The sequence below is a fragment of the Pseudomonas sp. B21-035 genome (assembly GCF_024748945.1).
Taxonomy (GTDB): Bacteria; Pseudomonadota; Gammaproteobacteria; order Pseudomonadales; family Pseudomonadaceae; genus Aquipseudomonas.
Window position 1 is genome coordinate 2,926,785 of sequence record NZ_CP087179.1, and the last position, 24,751, is coordinate 2,951,535.

A 24,751-nucleotide genomic window follows, 5' to 3' on the forward strand; every position below is an offset into this window, starting at 1 on the left:
GTATCAGTTACGCGTCTTGCACAGTGTGCCAGGCTTGAGGTGGGCAACGAAGTTGCACGGGCGATGGCGAGCATCCAGTTGCTCGGCGAGGATACCTTCCCAGGCAGTGCGGCAGGCGCCGGTAGAGCCCGGCAGGCAGCAAACCAGGGTGCCATTGGCAAGGCCGGCCAGGGCACGGGTCTGCACGGTGGAAGTGCCGATATCGAGGATCGACAAGGCGCGGAACAACTCGCCAAAGCCATCGATGTGCTTGTCGAACAGGCAGGCCACCGCTTCGGGGGTGCTGTCGCGCCCGGTAAAGCCGGTGCCGCCGGTGATCAGCACCACCTGCACGTCGTCCTCGGCAATCCAGCCGGCGACCTGGGCGCGAATCTTGTACAGGTCATCCTTGAGCAGCACCCGCTCGACCAGGCGGTGGCCCATCTCCACCGCGCGGCTGGCCAGCAGCTCGCCGGAGGTGTCGGTGTCGAAGCTGCGGGTGTCGCTGACAGTCAGCACGGCGATGTTCAGCGGCACGAACACCGCGTCCAGTTTGATACTCATGCACAGCCCCTTGGCAGCAGTCAGGAAGTTGCGGCCAACGCTAGAGGCAAACACCATTAGCGTCCAATCGATAGATCCGACCGGCTTATCGAGGTGGTCTATCGTCTATTGATCAAGCGCCTCTATCAGCCGGTCACTAATGCCCATTGGACGGCCCGGGGGCATTGCTTTACCGTTTTGCCACCCGCCCTACTGACTTGCCAGGCTGCGCCATGGATATCAAACAACTGAAGTTTCTGCTCGCCCTGGACCAGACCCGCCACTTCGGCCAGGCCGCCGCGCTGTGCCATATCACCCAGCCGACCCTGTCGATGCGCCTGCGTAACCTTGAGGACGAACTGAACCTGGTGCTGGTAACCCGTGGCCAGCGTTTCGAAGGCTTTACCGAGGCCGGCGAGCGCATCCTGGCCTGGGCTCGCACCCTGCTGGCCGCCTATGACGGCCTGCAGGCTGAAGCCGCCAGTTGCCGCGGGCAGATCGTCGGCAGCCTGCGCCTGGGCATGGTGCCGCTGTCGAGCTTCAACCCCATGCAGTTTCTCCAGCCCCTGGCCCAGCGCTATCCGGAGCTGCAGTTCCAGCTGTCGTCCTTGAGCTCCGAACAGATCACCGATGGCCTGAGCCGTAACCAGCTGGACCTGGGTATCTGCTACCTGGACCAGATCAACAGCGCCTATTTCGAAGTGATCGAACTGGGCACCACGCGCATGGGCCTGCTGTATGACGTGCGCCATTTTCAGTTCGAACAGGCTGAACTGCCCTGGGAAGCGGTCAGCGCCGTGCCGCTGGGGCTGTTGAGCAAGGGCATGCACTATCGCCAGTCGGTCGATCTGAGCTTTCGCAGCCGCGGCCTGCAGCCCCATGCGGTGCTCGAAAGCGACTCCAGCTACCAGTTGATCCAGGCCGTTTGCGCCGGGATGTGCTGCGCGATCATGCCGCTCGATTACGGCCTCGAAGGCCTCAGCGAGCACCTGCGTATCGTGCCGATCAGTGCTGCCAGCGTGCATGCACCGATCGGCTTGCTGCTGCGGCGTACCGAGCCGCGTTCGGCCATCGCCGAGAAGTGTTTTGCCGAAGTTCGATCACTGCTCGACAGTGAATTGAAACCGGCATGAGCACTAGCCCGGGGTGCGCTCGGCCAGGTCTTCGAGCAGCTCGGCCGACGGCACGAAGAACAGGCCGCCGGTGACCGCGTTGCTGAAGTCCAGCAAGCGGTCGTAATTGCCTGCCGGGCGACCGACGAACATGTTCTCGAGCATCTGCTCGATCGGCGCCGGCGAGCGCGCATAACCAATGAAGTAAGTGCCGAACTCACCGGCGCCGGGGCGGCCGAACGGCATGTTGTCGCGCAGGATCTTCAGCTCTTCGCCGTTCGCGTCGGTGATGGTGGTCAGTGCGCTGTGGGAGTTGCTGGGTTTGGCTTCGTCACCCAGCTCGATGTCCGACAGCTTGGTGCGGCCGATCACCCGCTCCTGCGCCTCGACCGGCAGCGCGTTCCAGGCGCTCATGTTGTGCAGGTACTTTTGCACCAGCACGTAGCTGCCGCCGCTGAAGCCCGGGTCTTCGTCGCCGACCAGGGTGAATTTGGGCACCTGGCGGCCGACCGGGTTCTCGGTACCATCGACGAAGCCGATGATGCTGCGCATGTCGAAGTACCGAAAACCCTGCACTTCGTCCACCACCTTGACTGCATCGCCCAGGGCCGTGATCAGTTGGGTGGCCAGTTCGAAGCACAGGTCCATCTGCTCGGCGCGGATGTGCAAGAGGATATCGCCGGGGGTTGCCGGCGCGCGGCGCCCTTCGACGCCAAACTCGCGGAACGGGTGCAAGGCCTGTGGCCGTGGCCCGCCGAACAGCTGATCCCAGGCATTGGAGGCAAAGCCGCAGACGCACGACAGGTTGCCGGCCGGCACGCGCTTGCCGACCGAGCGGGTCAGGCCGGCGATATCGGCGCACCACTCACGCACGGTTTGCAGTGCCTCACTGCCTGGGGCCAGGGTGGCGACCATGAAAATCGCGCTGCTGGTGATCGGACTGCCCACCGCCTGGGGTTCGGGAATATCGTTGTTCATGGCTGCCTGCACACGGGTCAAAGCCTGCAGCCTAGCAGATCGGCAGCGGCTATGGCGTGACCTGGTAACCCTTGTTCTGCAGGCAACTGGTATAGGCCGAAGCGCTGGTCGCCTCATTGCTGCGTCGGTCCTGCCGACGCTCCTGGCGCTGGCGGGCACCACCGACAACCGCGCCGGCAGCGGCGGTTTCACCGGCACGGTTCTGCCGGTATTGCTGTTTGACGTCATCATCGACACGGTCGTAGACCTCATCATGCTGGCGTCCCCGTACCTCGGCGCCCGCGGCGCCGGCGGCCGCACCCACGGCAGCTCCGCGCACCCGGCCACCGACATGGGCATCGCTGCTGGCGGAACTCGCGGCGACGTTATGGCAATCGTTGATATCGACCTGCACCTGCTGGGCGCTCTGGCCCTTGAGCGGCACCACGGTTTCGGCCCAGCCCTGCGCACATACAGTCGATAACGCCAAGCACAGGCCAATGGAGGACAACCTGTTCATGATGGACTCCGGGATCGGACAGTAGCAACAGTGTAGCTGGCCAGTAGACGCTGGCTTGCCAGCGATGAGGCCAGCACATCAGGTCACACCGGTTCCTCGACCTTGAGTACCTCGCCGCGCTCTTCCAGCAGTTGCACGAAGGTCCTCAAGCTGCGCGATACCGTGCCGCGCCGCCACACCAGCCAGGTGCGCAGGTAGCGAAAGCGCTGGGACAGCGGCCAGACACTGACCGTGCTGCAGCCGGGCATGCTTTCGAGCATGCTGCGCGGCATCAGCGCCAGGCCGGCGCCGGCGCTGACGCAGGCAAGCATGCCGTGGTACGACTCCATCTCAATGATCTTGCCCGGCACCGCCTGGTCCTGGGCAAACCAGTTCTCGAAGTGATGACGGTATGAGCAGTTGGCGCGAAAGGCGTAGATGGTCATGCCGTTGACCTCGCCAGCGCGGGTGATCGGCGTGTGGTTGAGCGGTGCGATCAGCACCATCTCTTCGACGAACACCGGCACCCCCTCGAGCGCCGGGTGCAACACCGGGCCGTCGACGAAGGCGGCGCTCAGGCGCCCGGCCAGCACGCCGTCGATCATCGCCCCGGACGGCCCGGTGGTGAGGTCCAGTTCGACCTTGGCATAGGCCTGGTTGTAAGCCGCCAGCAGCGTCGGAATGCGCACCGCGGCGGTGCTTTCCAGCGAGCCGAGGGCGAAGGCGCCTTGCGGCTCGTCACCCGCCACGGTCAGCCGCGCCTCGGCCACCAGGTCGAGAATACGCCGGGCATAGTCGAGAAAATTCCAGCCCGCCGGCGACAGGCGCAAACGGCTTTTTTCGCGGATGAACAGCTCGGCACCCAGCTCCTGCTCCAGCTGCTTGATCCGCGTGGTCAGGTTCGACGGCACCCGATGGATGTGCTGGGCCGCGGCACTGATGCTGCCCTGCTCGGCCACCGCCTTGAACATCTCCAGTTGCACCAGATCCATAGTCATTCTCTCTGCGTGAATGTTTTGCTCAGTATTATTCAGTTTAAGGCAAAGACACAACGCAGTAGTCTGAAACCGTTCCCCTCCCCTCAGGACCGCCGTGATGACCGCGATCAACTTGCACACCCACGCCTTGTCGATCAACCCCGCCAATGGCGAGCAGATCGGCCACTATGCCTACGAAAGCGACGCTGTCCTCGACGCCGCCCTGAGTCGCGCCGCCCAGGGCTTTGCTGCCTGGCGCCGCACGCCGGTAGCGGCACGCACCGCATTGCTGCTGGCCCTGGCCGGCGCCCTGCGCAACAACGCCGAGGCCATGGCGCGGATGATCACCGACGAAATGGGCAAGCCGGTGGCCCAGGCCAGGGGTGAAATCGAGAAATGCGCGCAGCTCTGCGAATGGTACGCGGCCAACGGCCCGGCCATGCTCGAGGCTGAAGCGGCCCCGGTGCCCGTCGGCAAGGCGCGCATCGAATACCGTCCACTCGGCCCGCTGCTGGCAGTGATGCCGTGGAACTTCCCGATCTGGCAGGTGCTGCGCGGCGCGGTGCCGGCGTTGCTGGCCGGCAATACCTATGTACTCAAGCACGCGCCGAACGTGATGGGCAGCGCCTACCTGCTGCTCGAAGCGTTCCAGCGCGCAGGTTTCCCCGAGGGCGTGTTCGAGGTGATCAACGTCACCCCAGAGGGCGTGTCCAAGGCCATCGCCGACCCGCGCATTGCCGCCGTGACCCTGACTGGCAGCGTACGCGCCGGTACCGCCATCGGCGCCCAGGCCGGCGCCGCGCTGAAAAAGTGCGTGCTGGAGCTGGGCGGCTCGGACCCGTTCATTGTCCTCAACGATGCCGACCTTGATGAAGCGGTCAAGGCCGCCGTCATCGGCCGTTACCAGAACACCGGCCAGGTCTGCGCCGCAGCCAAGCGCCTGATCGTCGAGCAAGGCGTGGTCGAGGCCTTCACCCGCAAATTCGTCGAGGCCACCCAGGCGCTGGTCATGGGCGATCCGCATGCCAGCGAGACCTACATCGGCCCGATGGCCCGCTTCGACCTGCGCGATGAGCTCGACCAGCAAGTCCAGGCAACCCTGGCCGAGGGCGCGACCCTGCTGCTTGGCGGTGGCAAGGTGCAAGGCAACGGCAACTACTACCAGCCCACCGTGCTGGCCGACGTCACCGATCAGATGACTTCGTTCAAGCAGGAGTTGTTCGGCCCGGTGGCCTCGATCATCACCGCCCGCGATGCACGCCATGCCCTGCAACTGGCCAACGACAGCGAATTCGGCCTGGCCTCGACTATCTACACTGCCAATGCTGCGTTGGCCGAGCAACTGGCCGATGAGCTGGACACCGGCGGCGTGTTCATCAACGGCTACTGCGCCAGCGACCCGCGGGTGACCTTCGGCGGCGTGAAGAAGAGCGGCTTTGGCCGTGAGTTGTCGCACTTCGGCGTACGCGAGTTCTGCAATGCGCAGACTGTGTGGGTGGACCGCAACTGACAGCCGCCACGGCTAAAGGCCCATCGCCAGGCGTAACTGCCTGGCCAGCGCAACGGCTTGTTCGCGGCTGGTGACATTGGTAAAGCCGATCAACAACCCGCGCCGTTGCCCGGGTTGTCGGTACCAGCCTGAAAGCGGCTCGATCGCCAGGCCAAGCACCCGCGCGCGGCGGGCAATCGCACAATCGTCGAAGCCGCCGCGCACATCTGCCACCAGGTGCATGCCGCCTGCCTGATTGTCCAGTTGCAGATACTCACCGAGTTCGGCCTGCAAGGCCTCGACCAGTTGCTGGCGCCGCTGGGCATAGAGGCTGCGCATCTTGCGCAAGTGCCGGGCAAAATGGCCTTCTTCGATAAATGCGCTCACCGTCGCTTGCAACAACTGCGGGCAGTGGTTGTGCATGTCCCGGGCCACGCTGGCGAAGCGCTCTACCTGGGCCTGAGGAACCACCAGATAGGCCAGGCGTATGCCCGGCGCCAGTACTTTGCTGAAGGTCGCGCAGTACAGCACCCGCCCCTCGCTGTCGAGGCTCTTGAGTGCCGGCACCGGCCGGCCGCGGTAACGGTACTCGCTGTCGTAGTCGTCCTCGATGATCCAGCTGCCCTGGCTACTGGCCCAGTCCAGCAGGCGCTGGCGCCGCGGCAGCGACAGCGTGACGCCAAGAGGGCTCTGGTGATGGGGCGTGACCAGGGCAAAGCGCGCATCAGCAGCCCGAGCGATAGCGGCGTCGACATCAAGGCCGTCGCCATCCACCGGCACCGGCACCAACTGCACCCGGGCTTGCTCAAGAAAACGCCTGGCCTGGAAGTAACCCGGGTCTTCGAACCAGCAGCGGTCACCGTCCTCCAGCAGGCTGGAGCAGATCAGGTCGAGACAGGCACGGTAGCCTGCGCAGATGAAAACCTGTTGCGCAGTACAGCTGATGCCCCGCGACACCGCCAGGTAACCCGCCAATGCATGGCGCAGGGCAAGCTGCCCTTGAGGGTCCGGGTACGCCAGGCCCTCCACCCCGCTTTGGCGCAAGGTACGCCCCACCAGGCGCGTCCACAGCTTGCGCGGAAAGGCGTCCAGCGCCGGCAAGCCGATCTGCAAGGGCATTGGCAAATACGTTTGCGGCTCCGGGGCCAGCGCTGGCCCCGGCACATCGACATCTACTGCCCTGGTACTGAGCGACGGGGCGACCACCGTGCCTGCCGTGCCCCTGGATTGCACATAGCCTTCACCGCCGAGCATCTGGTAAGCCGCCTCGACCGTGCCGCGCGCCAGGTTGAGTTCCGCCGCCAGGGCCCGCACCGAAGGCAGGCGCTCACCCGGCTGCAAGCGCCCGGTACTGATGGCGTCGCGAAAACGCAAGTAGATCTGTCGATAGAGGGGCGTCATCGTCGGTGGGCTGGAGGCTGGCATGTCCTAGTCATTTGTGCATTTTTTGGACCTATAAGGTAGTCCGTTGCCGCCGTAAAGTAACGGCTCAAATTGATCTGGGAGAAACCCGTGGGCGAACAGGCAACCATCCGCTACCTGCAAGAAGGCACCGAGCAACGCGATGCCTTCGAGCTAATGCGCGAACTTCGGCCGCACCTGGTGGATGCCGACGCGTTCGCGCAGCAAGTCAGGCGCCAGGCGCTGCAGGGCTACCGCTTGCTCGGGGCTTTCTACGGCAAGCAACTGCTGGGGCTGGCAGGGGTAAGGAGCAGCGAAAACCTGCTCTATGGACGCTTTACCTACGTCGACGACCTGGTGGTGTCCCCGGCCATGCGCGGCCTGCGGGTCGGCGCCGCATTGCTCGATGCCGCACGCGCCGATGGCCTGCGCAACGGCCATGCCTACCTGGTGCTCGATACCGGGCTGCATATGCCATTGGCCCAGCGCTTCTATTACCGCGAAGGACTTTTGGCCAAAGGCATGCATTTTGTTCAGGCACTGCCCGCCGCCGAGGCACAGCGCCATGGATAACCTGCTCCTGGTCAATGCCAGCATGCGCGGCAGCGCCTCGATCGGCTTGCGCCTGGCCGACGAAATGGTCGCTTGCATCCGCCACCAGTACCCACACCTCAAGGTGACCCTGCGGGACCTGGCGGCCACGCCACTGGCGCCGTTGAGTGCCGGCTACGCGACAGCGCTGACCGGCTTTGTACCGCCGCACGACCCGGTATTTGCAAGCTCCGAGGCACTGATCAGCGAGCTCGAAGGCTGTGACCTGCTGCTGATTGCCACGCCCATGCACAACTTCACCGTGCCGGCAGCGCTCAAGCTCTGGATCGACCATGTGCTGCGCATCCACCGCACCTTCATTGCCGGCCCTGAAGGCAAGGTCGGCCTGCTCAAAGACCGGCCGGTGTACCTGATCGTCAGTTCAGGCGGCTACCACCGCGGGGCACGGGCCCGCCAGCCGGACTTTCTCAGCGCTTACCTGCGCCACGTGCTCGGCACGTTGGGCCTGCAGAATGTGCACTTCGTCTACCTCGAAGGCATGGCCGTCAGTGATCAGGCGCGGCTTGCCAGCGTCACTCAAGCCAGGCTCGAACTCGCCCGGCAGCGCTGGTTTGGCGAATTGACCCTGGCCGACTGAGTGCGACAGTACGCCCCGCTCACAAGGTGCGGCGTTACTTCATCTTCGCTTCGATTTCCTTGTCGACCTCTTCGCGAATCTGATCGATGCTGAAACTCGCCGGGCGCTGGCTGGGCGGGTACTCGACGAAGGTCTTGAGGAATGCCGCAGCCTTGCGCGTGCCCTGGAACACCAGGTAGTCGTTCTTGGTCAGCCAGTCGTAATACTGGTCAGAGACCACGTCGGCGCGCTCATAGGGGTCCATGCGCAGATTGAACAGCTTCGGCACCCGCAGGCAGGTGAAGGGCTCGCTCCACACCGTCAGCCCGCCCGGGGCGCGCTGCTCGCAAAACACCAGCTTCCAGTCGCCGAAGCGCATCGACACCAGTTCACCGTCGTCGTTGAAGTAGTAGAACTCGTCGCGCGCGCTTTTCGCCGCCTTGCCGGTCAGGTAGTCGAGCTGGTTGAAGCCATCCAGGTGCACCTTGAAGTTCTTGCCACCGACATCGGCGCCCTTGAGCAGGCGGTCCTTGATACCGCTGTCGCCGGCTGCCGCGAGCAAGGTCGGGAACCAGTCCAGGCCCGAGAACATCTGCCGCGAGACCTTGCCGGCCTCGACCTTGCCCGGCCAGCGGATCATCGCCGGCACCCGGTAGGCGCCTTCCCAGTTGGAGTTTTTCTCGTTACGGAACGGCGTGGTCGCCGCATCCGGCCAGGACCACTGGTTGGGGCCGTTGTCGGTGGTGTAGATGACGATGGTGTTATCGGTGATCTTCAGGTCATCCAGCGATTTGAGCAGCTTGCCGACATCGCCGTCGTGCTCGAGCATGCCGTCTGCGTAGTCATTGCCGGGCATGCCGCTCTGGCCCTTCATGGCGTCACGCACGTGGGTGAAGGCGTGCATGCGGGTGGTGTTCATCCAGACGAAAAATGGCTTGTCGGCCTTGGCCTGTTTCTCGATGAAGCTGATGGCCGCCTGGGTGGTTTCATCGTCGATGGTTTCCATACGCTTGCTGGTCAGCGCCCCAGTGTCCTCGATCTTGCCGTCGGCGCTGGCCTTGATCACCCCGCGAGGCGAAGCAGCCTTGAGGAACTCCTGGTCATCCTTGGGCCAGTACGGGCGCTCGGGCTCTTCTTCGGCGTTGAGATGATAAAGGTTGCCGAAGAACTCGTCGAAACCGTGGTTGGTCGGCAGGTATTCGTCGCGGTCGCCCAGGTGGTTCTTGCCGAACTGGCCGGTGGCGTAGCCCTGGGCCTTGAGCGCCTGAGCTATGGTTACATCGCGGGCCTGCAGGCCCACCGCCACCCCCGGCATGCCGACTTTGGACAAACCGGTGCGCAGCGGCGACTGGCCGGTAATGAATGATGAGCGGCCGGCGGTGCAGCTGTTTTCGGCATAGTAGTCGGTGAAGATCATGCCCTCCTTGGCGATGCGGTCGATGTTCGGCGTCTCATAGCCGACCACACCCATGGCGTAGGCGCTGATGTTGGTCTGGCCGATATCGTCGCCGAAGATTACCAGGATGTTCGGTTTGTCTGCGGCAGCGGCAGCCGCCGCGCCGAAGGTCGCCGACGCGGCAAGCGCCAGCGTCGATAGCCACTTGTTGTTGCGCTTCATAAGGCCTTGCTCCGTCTCACGTTACCGGCGTTTGCCACGCCACGTGCACGAGATGCCGACTGCCTTGCTGGAACCCGGTGCGCCTATGGTACGGGTGTGCAATGTGATCGATCGATCAACTCGGTCCGGCGCTGCGTCCAAGCCCTGCGGGCGCGCCATGAACGGGCTGCAGAGAGTCTAGTAATGCGTTGCATTTCGCGAGGTGCAGTTCGTCGCCTGGCAAGTTCCCCTACAGCTTGGGCGGCGCTTCTGTTAAAACGCGTCTTTGTATTCAGACGAACGATTTACCATGGCCTTTTTCTCGCTCAAACACCCTCGCCGCTGGCTCTACGGGCTGGCCCTGACCAGCGTAGTGGTCGGCCTGCCGGTGGGTTGCGCGGTGCTCGAGCACAAGGAGCGCGAGTTGCTGTTTCGCATCGAGCCGGGCAATGCCAGCTGGTACCGGGGCATGCCCGCAGGCGTCCAGGAGCTTGAGTTACGGCCCGAGACCTTCAAGGCCGGGCAGAACATCCACGCCTGGTGGTGGCCAGCAAAAAGGCCGGATGCACCGGCCATCCTCTACCTGCACGGGGTGCGCTGGAACCTCACCGGCCAGCTGTTTCGCATCCAGCAACTGCATAACCTTGGCTATTCGGTGCTGGCGATCGACTACCGCGGTTTTGGCCAGAGCCGTGGCGGCCTGCCCTCCGAGGCGAGCGTCTACGAGGACGCGCAGGTGGCCTGGGAACGCTTGCAGGCGTTGCAGCCCGACCCGCGCAAACGGCTGATCTACGGGCACTCGCTGGGCGGTGCGGTGGCGGTCGAGCTGGCCGCGCAGTTGGGCCAGCAAGCGCACAAGGACCAGCGTCCGGTGCCGGCGCGCGGCTTGATCATCGAATCGACCTTCACCTCCCTGGGCGATGCCGCCACGGCAGTGGCCAAGACCTCGCTGCCAGTGCGCTGGCTGCTGTCGCAGAAGTTCGATTCAATCGACAAGATTGCCGCCATCGGCATGCCGCTGCTGGTGGTTCACGGCCTGGACGACCGATTTGTGCCGCCGCGTTTCAGCGAGCAACTGTTCGCTGCGGCGCAGCCGCCGAAAAACCTGCTGCTGGTGCCGGGGGCTACCCATAACAACAGCATGAGCCTGGCGGGGCAGCGTTACCGGCAGGCGATCGAGGCGCTTTGAGGTGGACCTGTAGCGGCCTCATCGCGGGTCAAGCCCGCTCCCACAGTGGGCCTGTTTACACCGAACCGGTGGGAGCTGGCCTTGCCTGCGATCGAGCGCGCAGCGGTCGTAATCCAGGCGCCGCCTGCTGCATTGACTTCACCGGCCTCATCGCCAGCACTGGTGATTACTGCCCGGCGCCGAACTGCTCTTGCAGCAAGATCGCCCGGGCCAGCTCTTCGTCGCTGGCTTTGAGGTCGGGGTTCTGCGCGCGGATGCTCTGCAGCATCGACTCCAGGTACACGCCGCGGATCGCACCGTCACTGGCAATGAACGACGAGGCGTCGTCACGGGCGGGGATGATGCGTTTGTCGTCCTTGAAGGTCGAGTACAGCGAAGCGGATACCCCGGCCGAGGTGGCAACATCACCGGCGTCGACTTTGGCCAGGGCCAAGCCGAAGGGCAGACAGAGCACAAGCGAGGAAACGAGCAGTAAACGGCGCATGGTGATGCCTCCGGATAAAGAGTACCTACATCAACTAGGATTGCCGTAAGTACCTTGAGTTCCCCGGCCTATTGCACCGGCAGGAAGTTCATCAGCAGCAGGCTTTGCGCGTAGTTAAGGCCAATACGCCGATAGCGCTCGTCGAGCATCTGCGCCAGCAGGTCCAGGCGCGCGACGATCTTGCCGAATTCCACGGCAAAGCTCAGGTTGCTGCCCTCCTCCGATATTTCATTGGAAAACAGCAGCAGCACGCCATTGGCGTCCTGGCGCTGGCTGAGCAGCCAGGTGGCCTTTTCGATGTTGCGCGCGGCATTGCTGACGAACTGCGGGTCGATGGTGTCGGTCATGAAAAATTCGGTGCGCCCGCCATGGGCGGTGACCAGCATGCTGCCAATGGCATAGATGAAGGCGCCGACCCGATCGCCGCGAAACTCCGGGCTAAGCGCATAGCTGAGCGCAGCCAGGTCGCGGCGCTCGCCCAGTTGCGCCAACGGCTGGCGTTGCTCGATGGCCTGGCGGATCTGCCGCTCGGCGGTGCTGGCATCGACATAGCCGGACTGGCGCCACTGGTTGGGGTTGCGCTGGTACAGCTTGTTCATCAGCAGGTAAAGGCTGCGCAGGTTGTCGCGCATCGACAGCGTGGCCATGCGGTCGACGCTGGTCTGCAACAGCTCTTGAGGGCGGCCTTGGCTGAACTGGCTGACGATGTCGCGGCCTTGTTGCTGGCTGCAGGCGCTGAGGCTGGCAAGCAAGGCGCCCGCCATCACCGGCAGGCGCAGGTGTCGCAGGAAAACGAGAAACGGATCAACCATCGGCACCGGTCGGTAATCAGCGGCGACGCTGGGAGTCAGCGTCGCCTGGCCATGAATAGAGCCGACAAATCGGAAAAAGTGCGATGGTGGGCGCGATTGCCTCAGCGACTCGAGTACAGCGTCAGAGGTGCGCTGATGGAATCAGGTTGTCGGCGCTGGCTTTCTCGAGCTTGATGGCGATGAATTTCGAGGTCGGTGTGAAGGTGCGCTCACCGTAGCTTTCCAGCGGCACCAGCGGGTTGGTCTCCGGGTAGTAGGCCGCGGCCTGGCCTGGCGGAATGTCGTAGGCGACCAGGGTAAAGCCACTGACCCGTCGCTCGCGGCCGTCTTCCCACAGCGAGACCATATCGACCTTGTCGTTGGGCTTGAAGCCCAGGCGGCGGATGTCCTGCTCGTTGGCGAAGACCACCTCACGCAGGCCGAATACGCCGCGGTAGCGATCGTCGAGGCCGTACAGGGTGGTGTTGTACTGGTCGTGGGAGCGCAGGGTCTGCAGGATCAGGTCCGGGGTGTCGCCACGGGCCAGAACTTCTTCGTTGACCAGCTGCGCCGGCAGCACGCTGGCAGTGAACTGCGCCTTGCCGCTTTCGGTGTGCCAATCGCGCTGCGCCGCGGTGTTGCCCAGGTGGAAGCCACCTGGGTGCTGCAGGCGCGCATTGAAGTCCTCGAAACCCGGGATAACGTCGGCAATCAGGTCGCGAATGCGGCTGTAGTCGGCAACCGTCCACTGCCAGTCGATCGGCCGGTCACCGAGGGTGGCCTTGGCGATACCGGCGACGATCGCAGGCTCCGAGCGCAGCAGCGGCGAGCAGGGTTTGAGCTGGCCGTGGGAGATATGCACCATGCTGAAGGTGTCTTCGACGGTGATGCCTTGCGGCCCTTCGGCCTGCAGGTCGATTTCGGTACGGCCCAGGCACGGCAGGATCAGGGCGTCACGGCCGGTGACCAGGTGCGAGCGGTTGAGCTTGGTGGCGATGTGCGCGGTCAGCGCGCAGTTGCGCAAGGCGTCGTGGGTGCGCGGGGTATCGGGGGTGGCCTGGGCGAAGTTGCCGCCCAGGGCGATGAACACCTTGGCGCGCTGCTCTTCCATGGCCTGGATCGCCAGCACCGCGTTGTGCCCGTGCAGGCGCGGGGCCTTGAAGGCGAAGCGCGCTTCCAGGGCATCGAGCAGGCGCGCCGGTGGCTGCTCGTCGATGCCCATGGTGCGGTCGCCTTGCACGTTACTGTGGCCGCGTACCGGCGACAGCCCGGCGCCCGGCTTGCCGACGTTGCCGCGCAGCAGCTGCAGGTTGATGATTTCCTGCACGGTCGGCACTGAGTGACGGTGCTGGGTCACGCCCATGGCCCAGCACATGATCACCCGTTCGGCGCGCCGGTACATGCGGGCAGCCAGCTCAAGCTCAGCCAGGCTCAGGCCCGACTGCTCGACAATATGCGCCCAACGGGTGGCATCGACTTCGGCCAGATAAGCGTCGAGCCCCGAGGTGTGCTCGGCGATAAAGACGTGGTCGAACACTGCCGGCTCGCCCTTGGCCTGGGCCTCGCGTTCCCATTGCAGCAAAAACTTGGCAATGCCGCGCATCACCGCCATGTCGCCGCCCAGGGCCGGACGAAAGTACGCGGTGTTGGTCGGCTCGGAGCCGTTGCTGAGCATCTCGAACGGGTGCTGCGGATGCTGGAAACGCTCCAGGCCACGCTCCTTGAGCGGGTTCAGGCAGATCACCTGAGCCCCGCGCTTGACTGCCTCGCGCAGCGGTTCGAGCATGCGCGGGTGGTTGGTGCCGGGGTTCTGGCCGATAACGAAGATTGCGTCGGCGTGCTCCAGGTCGTCGAACACCACCGTGCCCTTGCCGACCCCGAGGGTTTCCGACATGCCGACACCGCTGGCCTCATGGCACATGTTCGAGCAATCAGGGAAGTTGTTGGTGCCGTAGGCGCGCACGAACAGCTGGTAAAGGAACGCCGCCTCGTTGCTGGCCCGGCCGGAGGTGTAGAACTCGGCCTGGTCAGGAGATTCGAGGCTGTTGAGGTGCTGGGCGATCAGCGCAAAGGCGTCCTCCCAGCTGGTTTCGACGTAGTGGTCGGTGGCGGCGTCATAGCGCATCGGATGGGTCAGGCGGCCCTGATATTCAAGCCAGTAGTCGCTCTGGCGGGCCAGCTCGGTGACGCTGTAGCGGGCGAAGAAATCCGCATCGACCAGGCGCCCGGTGGACTCCCAGTTGACCGCCTTGGCGCCGTTCTCGCAGAACTTGACCATGCCGCTTTCCGGCGACTCGCCCCAGGCGCAACCGGGACAGTCGAAACCGCCGCTCTGGTTGGTCTTGAGCATAACGCGCAGGTTCTTGAAGGCGTTTTCACTGCCCAGCCAGCTCTTGGTCACGCTTTTCAGCGCGCCCCAACCGGCGGCGGGGGCGTCATAGTTTTTTATATGTTCATCTTGGCTCATCGCGGCTTCCTCGCTTGGCTCGCAGGGCATCTTTAACGTTTCACCGATTAACAACTTGTTATTGACAGGTTGATTAATGGCGAACTTCGTTTTCTACCCTTTCAGGCTATTGAGCGTGGACTCAGGCGTCTAATCAAAACAAATGACGAACCGATCAAGACCCTCTATCACGACGCTGAAACCCTCGTAATACGGGGGCTGCAAGCTACCGATAGATGAGCCTTATCAGTTGGTCATTAATAGTAATTTGACCGACATGGACGATTTAAATAGCCTCGACCATCATCAAAGAACTAGTGCGCAAACGCATCCCAGACGCGCGATAAGAGGCCCTGTCCTGCATGAGTGCAAACGGCAAACAACTGGTCGACGGCTACAATCGTAAAATCGATTACCTGCGCATGTCGGTCACCGATCGCTGCGACTTTCGCTGCGTCTATTGCATGGCCGAAGACATGCAGTTCCTGCCGCGCCAGCGCATCCTCACCCTCGAGGAGCTGTACCAGCTGGCCGAGCGTTTCGTCGCCATGGGCACCCGCAAGATCCGCCTGACCGGTGGCGAGCCGCTGGTGCGCGCTGGCATCGTCGAGCTGTGCGCACGCATCGCCGCCCTGCCCGGCCTGCGCGAACTGTGCATGACCAGCAACGGCTCGCAACTCACCCGCCTGGCCCAGCCGCTGTTCGATGCCGGCCTTTCGCGCCTGAACATCAGCCTCGACAGCCTCGATGCCGAGCGTTTCAAGGCTTTGACCCGCACCGGCGATCTGGCCCAGGTGGTTGCCGGCATCGACGCCGCCCATGCCGCCGGCTTTCGCCGCACCAAGCTCAACTGCGTGGTGCTCAAGGGCCGCAACGATGATGAAGTGGTCGATCTGGTGCGCTTTGCCATCGATCGCCAGCTGGATATTTCCTTTATTGAAGAAATGCCCCTGGGGGTGATCAGCGAGCACCAGCGCAGCGAGTCCTATTGTTCAAGTGACGAAGTGCGCGCGCGTATCGCCGAGCACTTCAGCCTGATCGAGTCGGCCGAATCAACCCAGGGCCCCTCGCGTTACTGGCGTCTGGCTGAGGCGCCGGATATCCGCATCGGCTTCATCTCGCCGCACAGCCACAACTTTTGCGCCAGCTGCAACCGCGTGCGGCTGACCGTCGAAGGCCGTCTGCTGCTGTGCCTGGGCAATGAGCACGCCGCCGACCTCAAGCAGGTGCTGCGTGCCCACCCGGGTGACAGCGAACGCCTGGACAAGGCCATCCGCCAGGCCATGACCCTCAAGCCCTACAGCCATAACTTCGATATCAATGGCGAGGTGCAGATTTTGCGTTTCATGAACATGACGGGGGGCTAGCGGCGATGACGCCGGCCCGTCAGCCGGCGGGCAACGCTCGGGCGCGGCACCACAGGCGGGCGATGTCGCCGGCGCGGGCCTGGAGCAAGGCTGGCGCATTGGCACAGGCCGCCTCGAGGGTCATCGGCCCGCTGGTCAGGGCAAACGCGGCGTCGATGCCATGGGCATACAGCTGTTGGTAACCCTCGCCCAAGGTGCCAGCAATCACCACCACCGGCACCCCATGGCGCTGTGCTACCCGGGCCACGCCGAACGGCGTCTTGCCGCGCAGGGTCTGCGCATCAAAACGGCCCTCGCCGGTAATCACCAGGTCTGCCCCCTGCACCGCCGCTTCAAGCCCGGCAAGCTCGGCCACCACTTCGATCCCCGGGCGAAAGGCCGCCTGCATGAAGGCCTTGGCGGCAAAGCCCATGCCGCCAGCGGCGCCGCTGCCAGGGAAGTCACGCACATCAGTGCCCAGCAGTTGCCCGCAGTGGTCGGCAAAGTGTCCCAAGGCCTGGTCCAGGGCCCGGACCTGCTCGGGGCTTGCGCCCTTTTGCGGGCCAAAGATCGCTGAAGCGCCATTGCTGCCGCACAGCGGGTTGTCGACATCCGCGGCAACTTCCAGCTGCACCTCGCGCAAACGCCGGTCCAACGCGCTGGCATCGATGCGGGCAAGCTGGGCCAGGGCCAGGCCGCCTTCAGCGAGCGGCTGATTCTCGGCGTCGAACAATTGCAGGCCCAGCGCCCGCAACATGCCGCTGCCGGCATCATTGGTGGCACTGCCGCCGATGGCCAGGATAATCCGCCGGGCGCCGGCATCCAGCGCCGCAGCAATCAGTTGGCCGGTGCCAAAGGTGCTGCTGCGACAGGCATCGCGCTGCGCCAGGGTGAGCAGTTGCAGGCCACTGGCGGTGGCCATTTCGATGATCGCCGTGTGGCTGTCGGCCAGCCAGCCCCAACCGGCGTCGACCGGCTCACCCAGCGGTCCGCGCACGCGCAGGCTGCGCAGCTCGCCGGCACAGGCAGCGACGATGGCCGCCATGGTACCTTCGCCGCCGTCGGCCATCGGGCACTTGACCCGTTGCGCCTGCGGCAACACCAGGGCAATACCGGCAGCAATGGCGTCGGCGACGCCTTCGGCGCTGAGGCTGTCCTTGAACGAGTCGGGGGCGATGACGATTTTCATGGGGATTCTCCTGATCCAGATGCCTGCATGCTGACAGTTGGGCTGCAAGAGTGCGTCGGTCGGATGCACAAAAACCGCCCGCGCTTGTTTGGCACTTGGCCAAAACTGCCTCAGTTGCCGGCTGGCAGCAACTGCAAGCCCAGGTACAGGCTGAGCATCCCTTCCAGGCGCAACGGGTCGACTTCGCTCAGTTCGGCGATGCGCTCCAGGCGATAGCGCAGGCTGTTGCGGTGAATGCCCAGGGCATCGGCGCAGGCCTGGCTCTGGCCATCGTGGGCACACCAGGCGCGCAGGGTCGCCAGCAGCTGGCCGCTGTTGTCCTTGGCACGAATGCGCTGCAGCGGTTCGAGCAGCTCGTCGAGGGCGTCATCATTGCGATGGCGCCACAGCAACGCCGGCAGCCGGTAGCGGCTCAAGGTCAGCAGGCGCTCGGCCGGCAGCACTTCGCGGCCATAGGCCAGCAAGTCGCGCACCCGCCGATAACCCCGGCGCAGTTGCTCCAGGCTTTGCGCCGGCGAACCTGCGGCCAGGCGCTGCACCTGCCAGCCATGGCGTTGCAAACGCTCCAGCAGTTTCGGCTCATCCAGCACCACGGTGGCGGGCCGGCACCAGAGCAGCGACTGGCGCGCGGGGCTTACGCACCAGCTGTCCGGGTAGCGGCTCATCAACCAGCTGGCCAACGCCTCGGCCGCAGGCCCGGCGTCCAGCTCAAACAGGCAGGGAATGCGCGGCAGTTGCGGCTTGAGGCCCAGCTGGCGAGCCTCATCGACCAGCCGCGGCGAATCGCCAGAGCCGCCCAGCAGCAATGCCAGCAGGTCGTCGCAGCGCTGGCGCCGCCACTGCTGCTCGACCTGCAGGTGACGCTGGGCCAAAAGCATTTCGGCGGTCATCCGTACCAGCTCGCCATAGGTGCGCAACTGCTGCGGATCACCGGTCAGGCCCAGCACACCGATCAAGCGCCCGTCGAGCAGCAGCGGCAGGTTGACCCCGGGCTGCACACCCTTGAGGCACTTGGCCGCTTCGACGTCGAGCTCGACGATTCGACCGTTGGCCAGCACCAGCTGCGCACCTTCGTGACGGGTGTTGATGCGCTCGGGCTCGCCACTGCCGAGGATCAGGCCCTGGCTGTCCATGACGTTGACGTTGCACGGCAGAATCGCCATCGCCCGCTCGACGATGTCTTGCGCCAGGTCATGGTCCAGTTCGAACATGGGAGGATCCTTGTTGTCGCAATGATTGGTCCGGGGCACAGCAGGCCGCACGAATTGCTGTGCAAAAGCACAAAGACAGCCACGGTCCGCTCACCGAGACTCGTCGCAGCAGCCGCCTCGATGCAGGCTGCGGCGATAAACATAACAACAGAGAGAGAATCATGTCATACAGCCCTGCCCCTGACCAAGGCCAAGACGTCACCCGCAATGCGCTGTATCGGCGCATCACCTTGCGGCTGATTCCGTTCATCTTCATCTGCTACCTGTTCAACTACCTGGACCGGGTCAACGTCGGCTTTGCCAAGTTGCAGATGCTCGATGCGCTCAAGTTCAGCGAAACCATCTACGGCCTGGGTGCCGGGATTTTCTTCATCGGCTATGTGCTGTGCGGGCTGCCCAGCAACCTGGCGCTCAACCGCTTCGGCCCGCGACGCTGGATCGCGCTGATGATGATCGCCTGGGGCACGCTGTCGACCTGCCTGCTGTTCGTCACCACGCCCATGGAGTTCTACGTCCTGCGCCTGTTCACCGGCGCCGCCGAAGCGGGCTTCTTCCCCGGCATCGTGCTGTACCTTTCGCGCTGGTTCCCGGCCACCCGTCGCGGGCGGATCATGGCCCTGTTCATGTCGGCGATCCCGGTGTCGGGCTTGCTCGGCGGGCCATTCTCGGGCTGGATTCTCAATCATTTCGCCGCCGGCCAGCATGGCCTGGCCGGCTGGCAGTGGATGTTCCTGATCCAGGGCCTGCCGACCGTGCTGCTGGGCTTTCTGGCGATCTTCCTGCTCAGTGATGGTTACGCCAAGGCCAAATGGCTAAGCCCGGCCGAACGCCAGATCATCGAAACCGACCTCAAGGCCGATGCCGCCAGCAAGCCGGTGACCAGCAGCGACAGCCTGCTGTCGGTGTTTGCCAACCCGCTGATCTGGACCTTCGGTTTCGTCTACTTCTGCATCCAGAGCGGGGTCTATGCGATCAACTTCTGGCTGCCGTCGATCATCAAGAACCTGGGTTTCAGCGACGCCCTGCTGATCGGTTGGCTGAGCGCCATCCCCTACCTGCTGGCCGGGGTGTTCATGCTGCTGGTCGGGCGCTCGGCAGACCTGCGCAACGAGCGCCGCTGGCATCTTGTCGTGCCGATGCTGATGGGTGCCCTGGGCCTGCTGATCGCGGTGAACTTCGGCCACAGCCCGGTGATTGCGATTATCGGTTTGAGCATTGCCACCATGGGCGCCCTCACCGGCCTGCCGATGTTCTGGCCGATGCCCACCGCACTGCTCAGCGCCGGTACCGCAGTGGCGGGCCTGGCGATCATCAACTCGGTCGGGCAGATGGCCGGCTTTCTCAGCCCCTACCTGGTCGGTTTCATCAAGGACCAGACCGGCTCGACCGATGCCGCGCTGTATTCGCTGGCGGGCTTGATTGTGTTTGGTAGTTTGGTGGCGCTGCGGGTTTCGCGGGTGCGGGCTGCCGGGGCGGCGGCCGAACCGGCGAACTGAGGCAAGCCCGCTCCTACATAATGTAGGAGCGGGCGTGCCCCGCGATGCTTTAAATCAGAGGTGGAACTGTGTAAAACAGATCGAATTCCAATCGCCAAAGGCCTTTCGATCATGATTTACCGTCCACTGGGCCAAAGCGGCCTGCAGGTGTCGGCACTGACCCTGGGCAGCATGATGTTCGGCGAGCCGACCAGCACCGAAGACTCGCTGCGCATCATCGCCAAGGCCTGGGACCAGGGCATCAATTTCATCGACACCGCCGACGTCTACAACGCCGGGCGCAGCGAGGAAATCGTCGGCGAGGCCATTGCCCGCCACCGCCACGACTGGATCCTCGCCTCCAAGGTCGGCTTCGGCCCTGCCGAGGGCCGGCCCAACCGTAGCGGCTTAAGCCGCAAGCACATCTTCAATGCCATCGAAGCCAGCCTGACCCGCCTGGGCACCGATTACCTGGACATCTACTACCTGCACCGCGAAGACCACAACACCCCGCTTGAGGTCACCGTCAGCGCCATCGGCGACCTGCTGCGCCAGGGCAAGATTCGCCACTGGGGTGTGTCCAACTTCCGCGGCTGGCGCATCGCCGAGCTGTGCAACCTGGCCGAGCGCCTGGGCGTGCCCAAGCCGGTGGCCAGCCAGCCGCTGTACAACATCGTCAACCGCCAGGCCGAACCCGAGCAGTTCAGCGCCGCCGCCCATCACGGCCTGGGCATCGTGCCCTACAGCCCGCTGGCGCGCGGCGTGCTCAGCGGCAAGTACGCGCCCAATGCCAGCCCCGATGCCAACAGCCGCGCCGGACGCCAGGACAAGCGCATCCTGGAAACCGAATGGCGCCCAGAATCGCTGCAGATCGCCCAGCAGATCCACGCCTACCTGCAGCCCAGGGGCATCGGCATGGTCGAGTTCGCCATCGCCTGGGTGCTCAACAACCGCGCGGTCAGCTCGGCGATCGTCGGCCCGCGCACCGAAGCCCAGTGGGACACCTACAGCGGCGCGCTGGCGGTGCAGATCAGCGCTGAAGACGAAGCCTTCATCGATTCGCTGGTGACCCCGGGCCACGCCTCGACTCACGGCTACAACGACAGCGCGCACTACGTCAGTGGTCGCGTGGCGCGCTAAGTTCGGCGCCAAGCAGGTGGCTGATGGCGGCCTTGAGCTTCATCGGCCGCACCGGCTTGTGCATCAACGTATGGCCGCGCTCGCGCACCTGTTGTTTTAGCTCGTTGCTGTAGTTGGCGGTGATCATCAAGGCCGCCAGCGGTACAGGCCGCTGGGCATTGATCGCCGCCACCGCATCGACGCCGTTGCGGCCGTTGTCCAGGTGGTAATCGGCGATCAGCAGGTCGGCTTCGGCGCTGTTGCAGGCCACCTGGCGCGCCAGGTCCTGCTCACTCAAGGCCGTCACCACCTCGCAGCCCCACTGCTCGAGCAAGGTGCGCATGCCGGCGCAGATCGCCGCGTCGTTATCCAGCACCCAGATACGCGCGCCTTCCAGGCGTTCGCGCAGCGGCTCGCTGAGGTCGGGTTCGGCCAGCCGCCTGGGTGCCTGGAGGCTGCAGGGTACTTCGACGGTAAACACCGAGCCCTTGCCCGGCACTGAACGCAATTGCAGGCGGTGGCCGAGAATCCCGGCGATCTTGTCGACGATGGCCAAGCCCAGGCCCAGGCCGCGGTCCTGGTCCGGGCGCTGCGCATCACCACGACGAAACTCCTCAAACACCTCTTCGCGGCGCTCTTGGGCAATGCCGATGCCGGTGTCCCAGACCTCGATCGACAACGCCTTGGCGCGCCGCCGGCAGCCGAGCAGCACGCGGCCGCGCGGGGTGTAGCGGATGGCATTGCTGAGCAGGTTGCGCAGTATCCGCGCCAGCAACTGGATATCGCTGTGCACGCTCAGCCCACAGGGCACATAGGCCATGCGCAGGCCCGCGCTGGCGGCGGCATGAGCAAATTCGGCGGCGAGGTTGTCGAGCAGGTCGCTGACGGCGAAGCTGGCAAGGTCGGCCTTGATCACCCCGGCGTCGAGCTTGGAGATATCCACCAGGGTGCCGAGCAGGTTCTCGACGTCATCCAGCGAGTTGCTGACATTGCGCACCAGCGCAGGGTTAGCGCTGCTCTGTTCGAGCAAGGCACTGGTGAACAGCCGCGCCGCGTTCAAGGGTTGCAGCAAGTCATGGCTGACGGCGGCGAGGAACTTGGTCTTCGACAGGTTGGCCTGCTCGGCTTGCTGCTTGGCCTTGCTCAGTTCGGCGGTGCGTTCGCGTACCCGCACTTCGAGGTTCTGATAGGCCTGGTGCAGGGCCTCGGCACTGCGCCGGCGTTCGGTGATGTCGCGAATCAGCACGAAAATCCCAACCACCTCGCCACTGGCCAGGCGGTTGGGCACGTAGGAGCGCAGCATGTAGCGTTCCTGGCCGTTGACGTGGGTCTCGGCGCATTCGAACGTCACGCTCTCGCCGGCCAGCGCCCGCTCGATGTAACCCTCCAGGCGCTGGTAGTGCCCGGGGCTGTGCACCTCGCGCAGGTTCTGCCCGAGCATCACCCCCGGCGGCCAGCAGTACCACTGCTCGTAGACCTTGTTGGTGAACTCGTAGACCAGCTCGGCATTGAGGTAGGCAATCAGCGCCGGCACATGGTCGGTGATCAGCCGAATCCAGCGCTCGCTTTCGCTCAGGGCTTGCGCGTGCTGGTAGCGTTCGGTGATGTCGGTGAAAGTGTTGACGAAACCGCCGGTGGGCAACGGATGGGTACGGATTTCCAGCATGCGTCCGTCGAACAGGCGCTGTTCCAGTTCATGCACACAGCGGCCATTGCCGTCGCGGCTGGCCGGGGTCAGCAAGGCCAGTTCGCTGTCGGCGATCACTTCGGTAAAGGATCGGTGGGCGGCGATCGGCGCCAGGCCGCTGAGTTCGAGAAAACGCCGGTTCCACAGTTCCAGCACGCCGTCGGCATTGACCATGGCCACGCCCTGGGACAGGTTGTCGACCGCCCGTTGCAGCAAGTAGGACTTTTGCGCCACCGCCTGCTCGCGGCGCCGGGTTTCGCTGTGCTTGACCTCGGTGATGTCGGTGAACAGCATCACCCGCCCGCCGTCCTGGGTTGGCCGCTCGCTGACCTGCAGCCAGCGCCCGTTGTGCAGACGGTACAGCAGGTGTTCGTCGCTGACACCGCGCAGTTCTTCGCGCAACAGGCCGCTGCTGTGCATCAGGCGCTTGACCTCGGCCAGGCGCATGCCGCTGATGATGCGCAAGCGGCTGCCGGCCCAGAAGGCTTTGAAACGGCTGTTGAAGAGGACGATGCGCAAGTCCGGGTCGAACAGCACAAAGGCGTCGGAGATGCTTTCGATGGCATCGACCAGGTGCTGGTGGGCGGTTTCCGCGCGCAGCCGGGCCTCGCTGAGCAGGTGGTTGCTGGCCTTGAGCTCGACCAGGGTCTGGTTCAGGGCATCGGTGCGCTCGCGTACCTGTTCGGCCAGCACCACCGAATGCTGGAACGCCGCATAGGAATCGTCCGGGCGCGCCGCCCCCGACTCCAGGCGCTCGATCAGCGCGGCGTTGATGCGCAGCAGCTTGTGGTTGGCCCGTTGCAGCTCGGCCAGGCGCGGGTCACTGTTCACACTGGCCTCGGGGCCGGCCGATGGCAACGCCGGTGAAGGTCTGGTTGATGTGCATGCCATTGAACTGTTCCCCATAGGAGTTGAAACCCAGCACCCGCTGTCTGCGCAGAAAACGGCCGACCTCGGCCAGGCTGTCGCTGCCTTCGAGCTCCAGGCGGCGCAGGAAGCAATCGCAACCGATGGTCAGCAGCAAGGGCCCGAGGCGTTGTTGCAGGCCGCTAAACAGGTGCTGCAGATTCGGCAACAGCGGCCCCGGACGCATGGCGGTGAGGACGATGCCGTTCTCCACCGCGCAGTAGAAACTCAGGCTCAGGTCCTCGTGCACCTGCTGGATGGCGCGCACGTAATAACGCTCGTTGATGCGCACCGCCAGCGGGTGGGCGGCGAAGGTGCGGTGATTGATCTGGCTGACCGGCACGCCGATCAACTGCGCGTATTCAAGCGCTGCCGGTTCGGCGTTGAGCTCGTAGACCCGGCGCAACTGGCGATCGGCGCGGGTGATTACCAGTTTTTCACTGCGCGGCTCGATGTGATGGGTGGTGAACACCTCGAACTCAAGCCCGGTGTTGACCAGCAGCACCACCGCAGCGCCACTGCGAAAGGCGCCGTCGAAGTACACATGGGTGTGGTGCAGATGATTGTCGTCACCGGCCGAGCCACCGAAATGCGGGATATCGCCCAACGCCGCACTGAGTGCCGCCAGCACGGTTTCTTCACGGCTGGACAGGCCGTCGAGCAGGGTCAGGGCAAAGCTGTGGCCCTTGATCGGCGCCAGGGTATTGCTACGACACTCGCCCACCAGGCGCTCGACCGTGGCCTGGGCCTGGATCAGGCTGAACGCCGGCATGGCGTCGATCAGTTCGGCGGCGATGGAAAACTGCCGGTGATCAAAACCCAGGGCGGTGATGCAGCCACGGCCGTAACCGTCGGGGGTAAGTTCGCCGGCACTGGTGCAACCGGCCAGGCGAATGCCGCCGAAGCTCTGTTGCAGGGCCTGGGCCAGGGCCGGCAGGTCGTACTCGGCGGAGCAGAAGAACAACACGAAACCCAGGTGCGGGTGCAGCAGCTGGCTGGCCAGTTCCTGGGCGGCAAGCTCAGCGGCGCTGGCCCGCGACACGGCACTGATCACGCCCTCGGCCGGGAACTGCTGCATGGGTGCCTCCTGGGTGGGCATTGATCGATGCAGGCAGTTTAGGCAGGCGCGGTAGCGCGCCGAATGCTACTTGGGTACTGGGTATGGGTGGCATTGGTTGTAGAGCGG

General features: G+C 64.4%; 21 protein-coding genes. 8 read left to right on the forward strand and 13 right to left on the reverse strand.

Annotated features, from left to right (window positions below; genetic code table 11):
* Positions 1 to 3: 3 nt before the first annotated feature.
* Complete coding sequence (gene moaB, locus LOY22_RS13275; protein ID WP_093387543.1) at positions 4 to 543, reverse strand: molybdenum cofactor biosynthesis protein B; 540 nt, start codon at positions 541 to 543, stop codon at positions 4 to 6.
* A gap of 212 nt (positions 544 to 755) precedes the next feature.
* Between moaB and LOY22_RS13280 the strand changes: the two genes are divergently transcribed.
* Positions 756 to 1,655, forward strand: a complete 900-nt coding sequence (locus tag LOY22_RS13280; protein WP_093382790.1) for a LysR family transcriptional regulator — start codon at positions 756 to 758, stop codon at positions 1,653 to 1,655.
* 3 nt (positions 1,656 to 1,658) lie between these two features.
* Here the strand turns inward: LOY22_RS13280 and LOY22_RS13285 are convergent, their stop codons facing one another.
* The 3 genes from LOY22_RS13285 to ptrR all read right to left on the reverse strand — a co-directional run bounded on the left by LOY22_RS13285 (position 1,659) and on the right by ptrR (position 4,082).
* Positions 1,659 to 2,612 carry a Dyp-type peroxidase gene (locus tag LOY22_RS13285; protein ID WP_093382787.1) on the reverse strand — a complete coding sequence of 318 codons (954 nt, stop codon included), beginning with the start codon at positions 2,610 to 2,612 and terminating at the stop codon, positions 1,659 to 1,661.
* 49 nt (positions 2,613 to 2,661) lie between these two features.
* Entirely contained in the window at positions 2,662 to 3,111 is a 450-nt protein-coding gene (locus LOY22_RS13290; protein ID WP_093382783.1) for a YMGG-like glycine zipper-containing protein, read from the reverse strand.
* Positions 3,112 to 3,194: 83 nt separating this feature from the next.
* Positions 3,195 to 4,082 (reverse strand): putrescine utilization regulator PtrR, encoded by an 888-nt coding sequence (ptrR, locus tag LOY22_RS13295; protein ID WP_093382780.1) that lies wholly within the window; start codon positions 4,080 to 4,082, stop codon positions 3,195 to 3,197.
* Positions 4,083 to 4,185: 103 nt separating this feature from the next.
* Here ptrR and LOY22_RS13300 point away from each other — a divergent pair, with 103 nt between their 5' ends.
* Complete coding sequence (locus LOY22_RS13300) at positions 4,186 to 5,577, forward strand: aldehyde dehydrogenase family protein (RefSeq protein WP_258593440.1); 1,392 nt, start codon at positions 4,186 to 4,188, stop codon at positions 5,575 to 5,577.
* Between the two features lie 12 nt (positions 5,578 to 5,589).
* On the opposite strand, the gene LOY22_RS13305 is transcribed toward LOY22_RS13300, so the two are convergent.
* The gene (locus LOY22_RS13305) at positions 5,590 to 6,981 is read right to left on the reverse strand and encodes a PLP-dependent aminotransferase family protein (RefSeq protein WP_258593442.1); all 1,392 of its coding nucleotides are present in this window, start codon (positions 6,979 to 6,981) and stop codon (positions 5,590 to 5,592) included.
* A gap of 87 nt (positions 6,982 to 7,068) precedes the next feature.
* On the opposite strand from LOY22_RS13305, the gene LOY22_RS13310 reads away from it, so the two are divergent.
* Both LOY22_RS13310 and LOY22_RS13315 read left to right on the forward strand, forming a co-directional pair.
* The gene (locus LOY22_RS13310; RefSeq protein WP_045202028.1) at positions 7,069 to 7,530 is read left to right on the forward strand and encodes a GNAT family N-acetyltransferase; all 462 of its coding nucleotides are present in this window, start codon (positions 7,069 to 7,071) and stop codon (positions 7,528 to 7,530) included.
* Positions 7,523 to 8,146 (forward strand): FMN-dependent NADH-azoreductase, encoded by a 624-nt coding sequence (locus LOY22_RS13315; RefSeq protein ID WP_093382769.1) that lies wholly within the window; start codon positions 7,523 to 7,525, stop codon positions 8,144 to 8,146. Before LOY22_RS13310 ends, LOY22_RS13315 begins: the two co-directional genes overlap by 8 nt.
* Positions 8,147 to 8,180: 34 nt before the next feature.
* Here the strand turns inward: LOY22_RS13315 and LOY22_RS13320 are convergent, their stop codons facing one another.
* Complete coding sequence (locus LOY22_RS13320) at positions 8,181 to 9,743, reverse strand: arylsulfatase (protein ID WP_093382765.1); 1,563 nt, start codon at positions 9,741 to 9,743, stop codon at positions 8,181 to 8,183.
* A 289-nt stretch (positions 9,744 to 10,032) separates the two neighbouring features.
* On the opposite strand from LOY22_RS13320, the gene LOY22_RS13325 reads away from it, so the two are divergent.
* The gene (locus LOY22_RS13325) at positions 10,033 to 10,911 is read left to right on the forward strand and encodes an alpha/beta hydrolase (RefSeq protein ID WP_093382757.1); all 879 of its coding nucleotides are present in this window, start codon (positions 10,033 to 10,035) and stop codon (positions 10,909 to 10,911) included.
* A 166-nt stretch (positions 10,912 to 11,077) separates the two neighbouring features.
* Here the strand turns inward: LOY22_RS13325 and LOY22_RS13330 are convergent, their stop codons facing one another.
* The 3 genes from LOY22_RS13330 to LOY22_RS13340 all read right to left on the reverse strand — a co-directional run bounded on the left by LOY22_RS13330 (position 11,078) and on the right by LOY22_RS13340 (position 14,653).
* On the reverse strand, positions 11,078 to 11,395 hold the full coding sequence (locus LOY22_RS13330) for a DUF2388 domain-containing protein (RefSeq protein WP_258593447.1): 318 nt from the start codon (positions 11,393 to 11,395) through the stop codon (positions 11,078 to 11,080).
* 68 nt (positions 11,396 to 11,463) lie between these two features.
* Entirely contained in the window at positions 11,464 to 12,207 is a 744-nt protein-coding gene (locus LOY22_RS13335; RefSeq protein WP_045201988.1) for a hypothetical protein, read from the reverse strand.
* Between the two features lie 121 nt (positions 12,208 to 12,328).
* Positions 12,329 to 14,653 (reverse strand): FdhF/YdeP family oxidoreductase, encoded by a 2,325-nt coding sequence (locus LOY22_RS13340; RefSeq protein ID WP_258593449.1) that lies wholly within the window; start codon positions 14,651 to 14,653, stop codon positions 12,329 to 12,331.
* A 341-nt stretch (positions 14,654 to 14,994) separates the two neighbouring features.
* Here LOY22_RS13340 and moaA point away from each other — a divergent pair, with 341 nt between their 5' ends.
* Entirely contained in the window at positions 14,995 to 15,999 is a 1,005-nt protein-coding gene (gene moaA / locus LOY22_RS13345) for a GTP 3',8-cyclase MoaA (RefSeq protein WP_258593451.1), read from the forward strand.
* A 19-nt stretch (positions 16,000 to 16,018) separates the two neighbouring features.
* On the opposite strand, the gene LOY22_RS13350 is transcribed toward moaA, so the two are convergent.
* Complete coding sequence (locus LOY22_RS13350; RefSeq protein WP_258593453.1) at positions 16,019 to 17,167, reverse strand: glycerate kinase; 1,149 nt, start codon at positions 17,165 to 17,167, stop codon at positions 16,019 to 16,021.
* Positions 17,168 to 17,277: 110 nt separating this feature from the next.
* Positions 17,278 to 18,378, reverse strand: coding sequence for a sugar diacid recognition domain-containing protein (locus tag LOY22_RS13355; protein ID WP_045201980.1), 1,101 nt, complete (start codon positions 18,376 to 18,378; stop codon positions 17,278 to 17,280).
* A gap of 161 nt (positions 18,379 to 18,539) precedes the next feature.
* Here LOY22_RS13355 and LOY22_RS13360 point away from each other — a divergent pair, with 161 nt between their 5' ends.
* Positions 18,540 to 19,874 (forward strand): MFS transporter, encoded by a 1,335-nt coding sequence (locus LOY22_RS13360; RefSeq protein ID WP_093382740.1) that lies wholly within the window; start codon positions 18,540 to 18,542, stop codon positions 19,872 to 19,874.
* A 111-nt stretch (positions 19,875 to 19,985) separates the two neighbouring features.
* Entirely contained in the window at positions 19,986 to 20,993 is a 1,008-nt protein-coding gene (locus tag LOY22_RS13365) for an aldo/keto reductase (protein WP_258593456.1), read from the forward strand.
* Here the strand turns inward: LOY22_RS13365 and LOY22_RS13370 are convergent.
* Positions 20,971 to 23,550 (reverse strand): PAS domain-containing hybrid sensor histidine kinase/response regulator, encoded by a 2,580-nt coding sequence (locus tag LOY22_RS13370; protein WP_249744351.1) that lies wholly within the window; start codon positions 23,548 to 23,550, stop codon positions 20,971 to 20,973. The two genes, LOY22_RS13365 and LOY22_RS13370, sit on opposite strands and share 23 nt — an antisense overlap.
* Entirely contained in the window at positions 23,480 to 24,643 is a 1,164-nt protein-coding gene (gene nosP / locus LOY22_RS13375) for a nitric oxide-sensing protein NosP (RefSeq protein WP_093387540.1), read from the reverse strand. The genes LOY22_RS13370 and nosP overlap by 71 nt, the downstream gene beginning before the upstream one ends.
* Between the last annotated feature and the right edge of the window lie 108 nt (positions 24,644 to 24,751).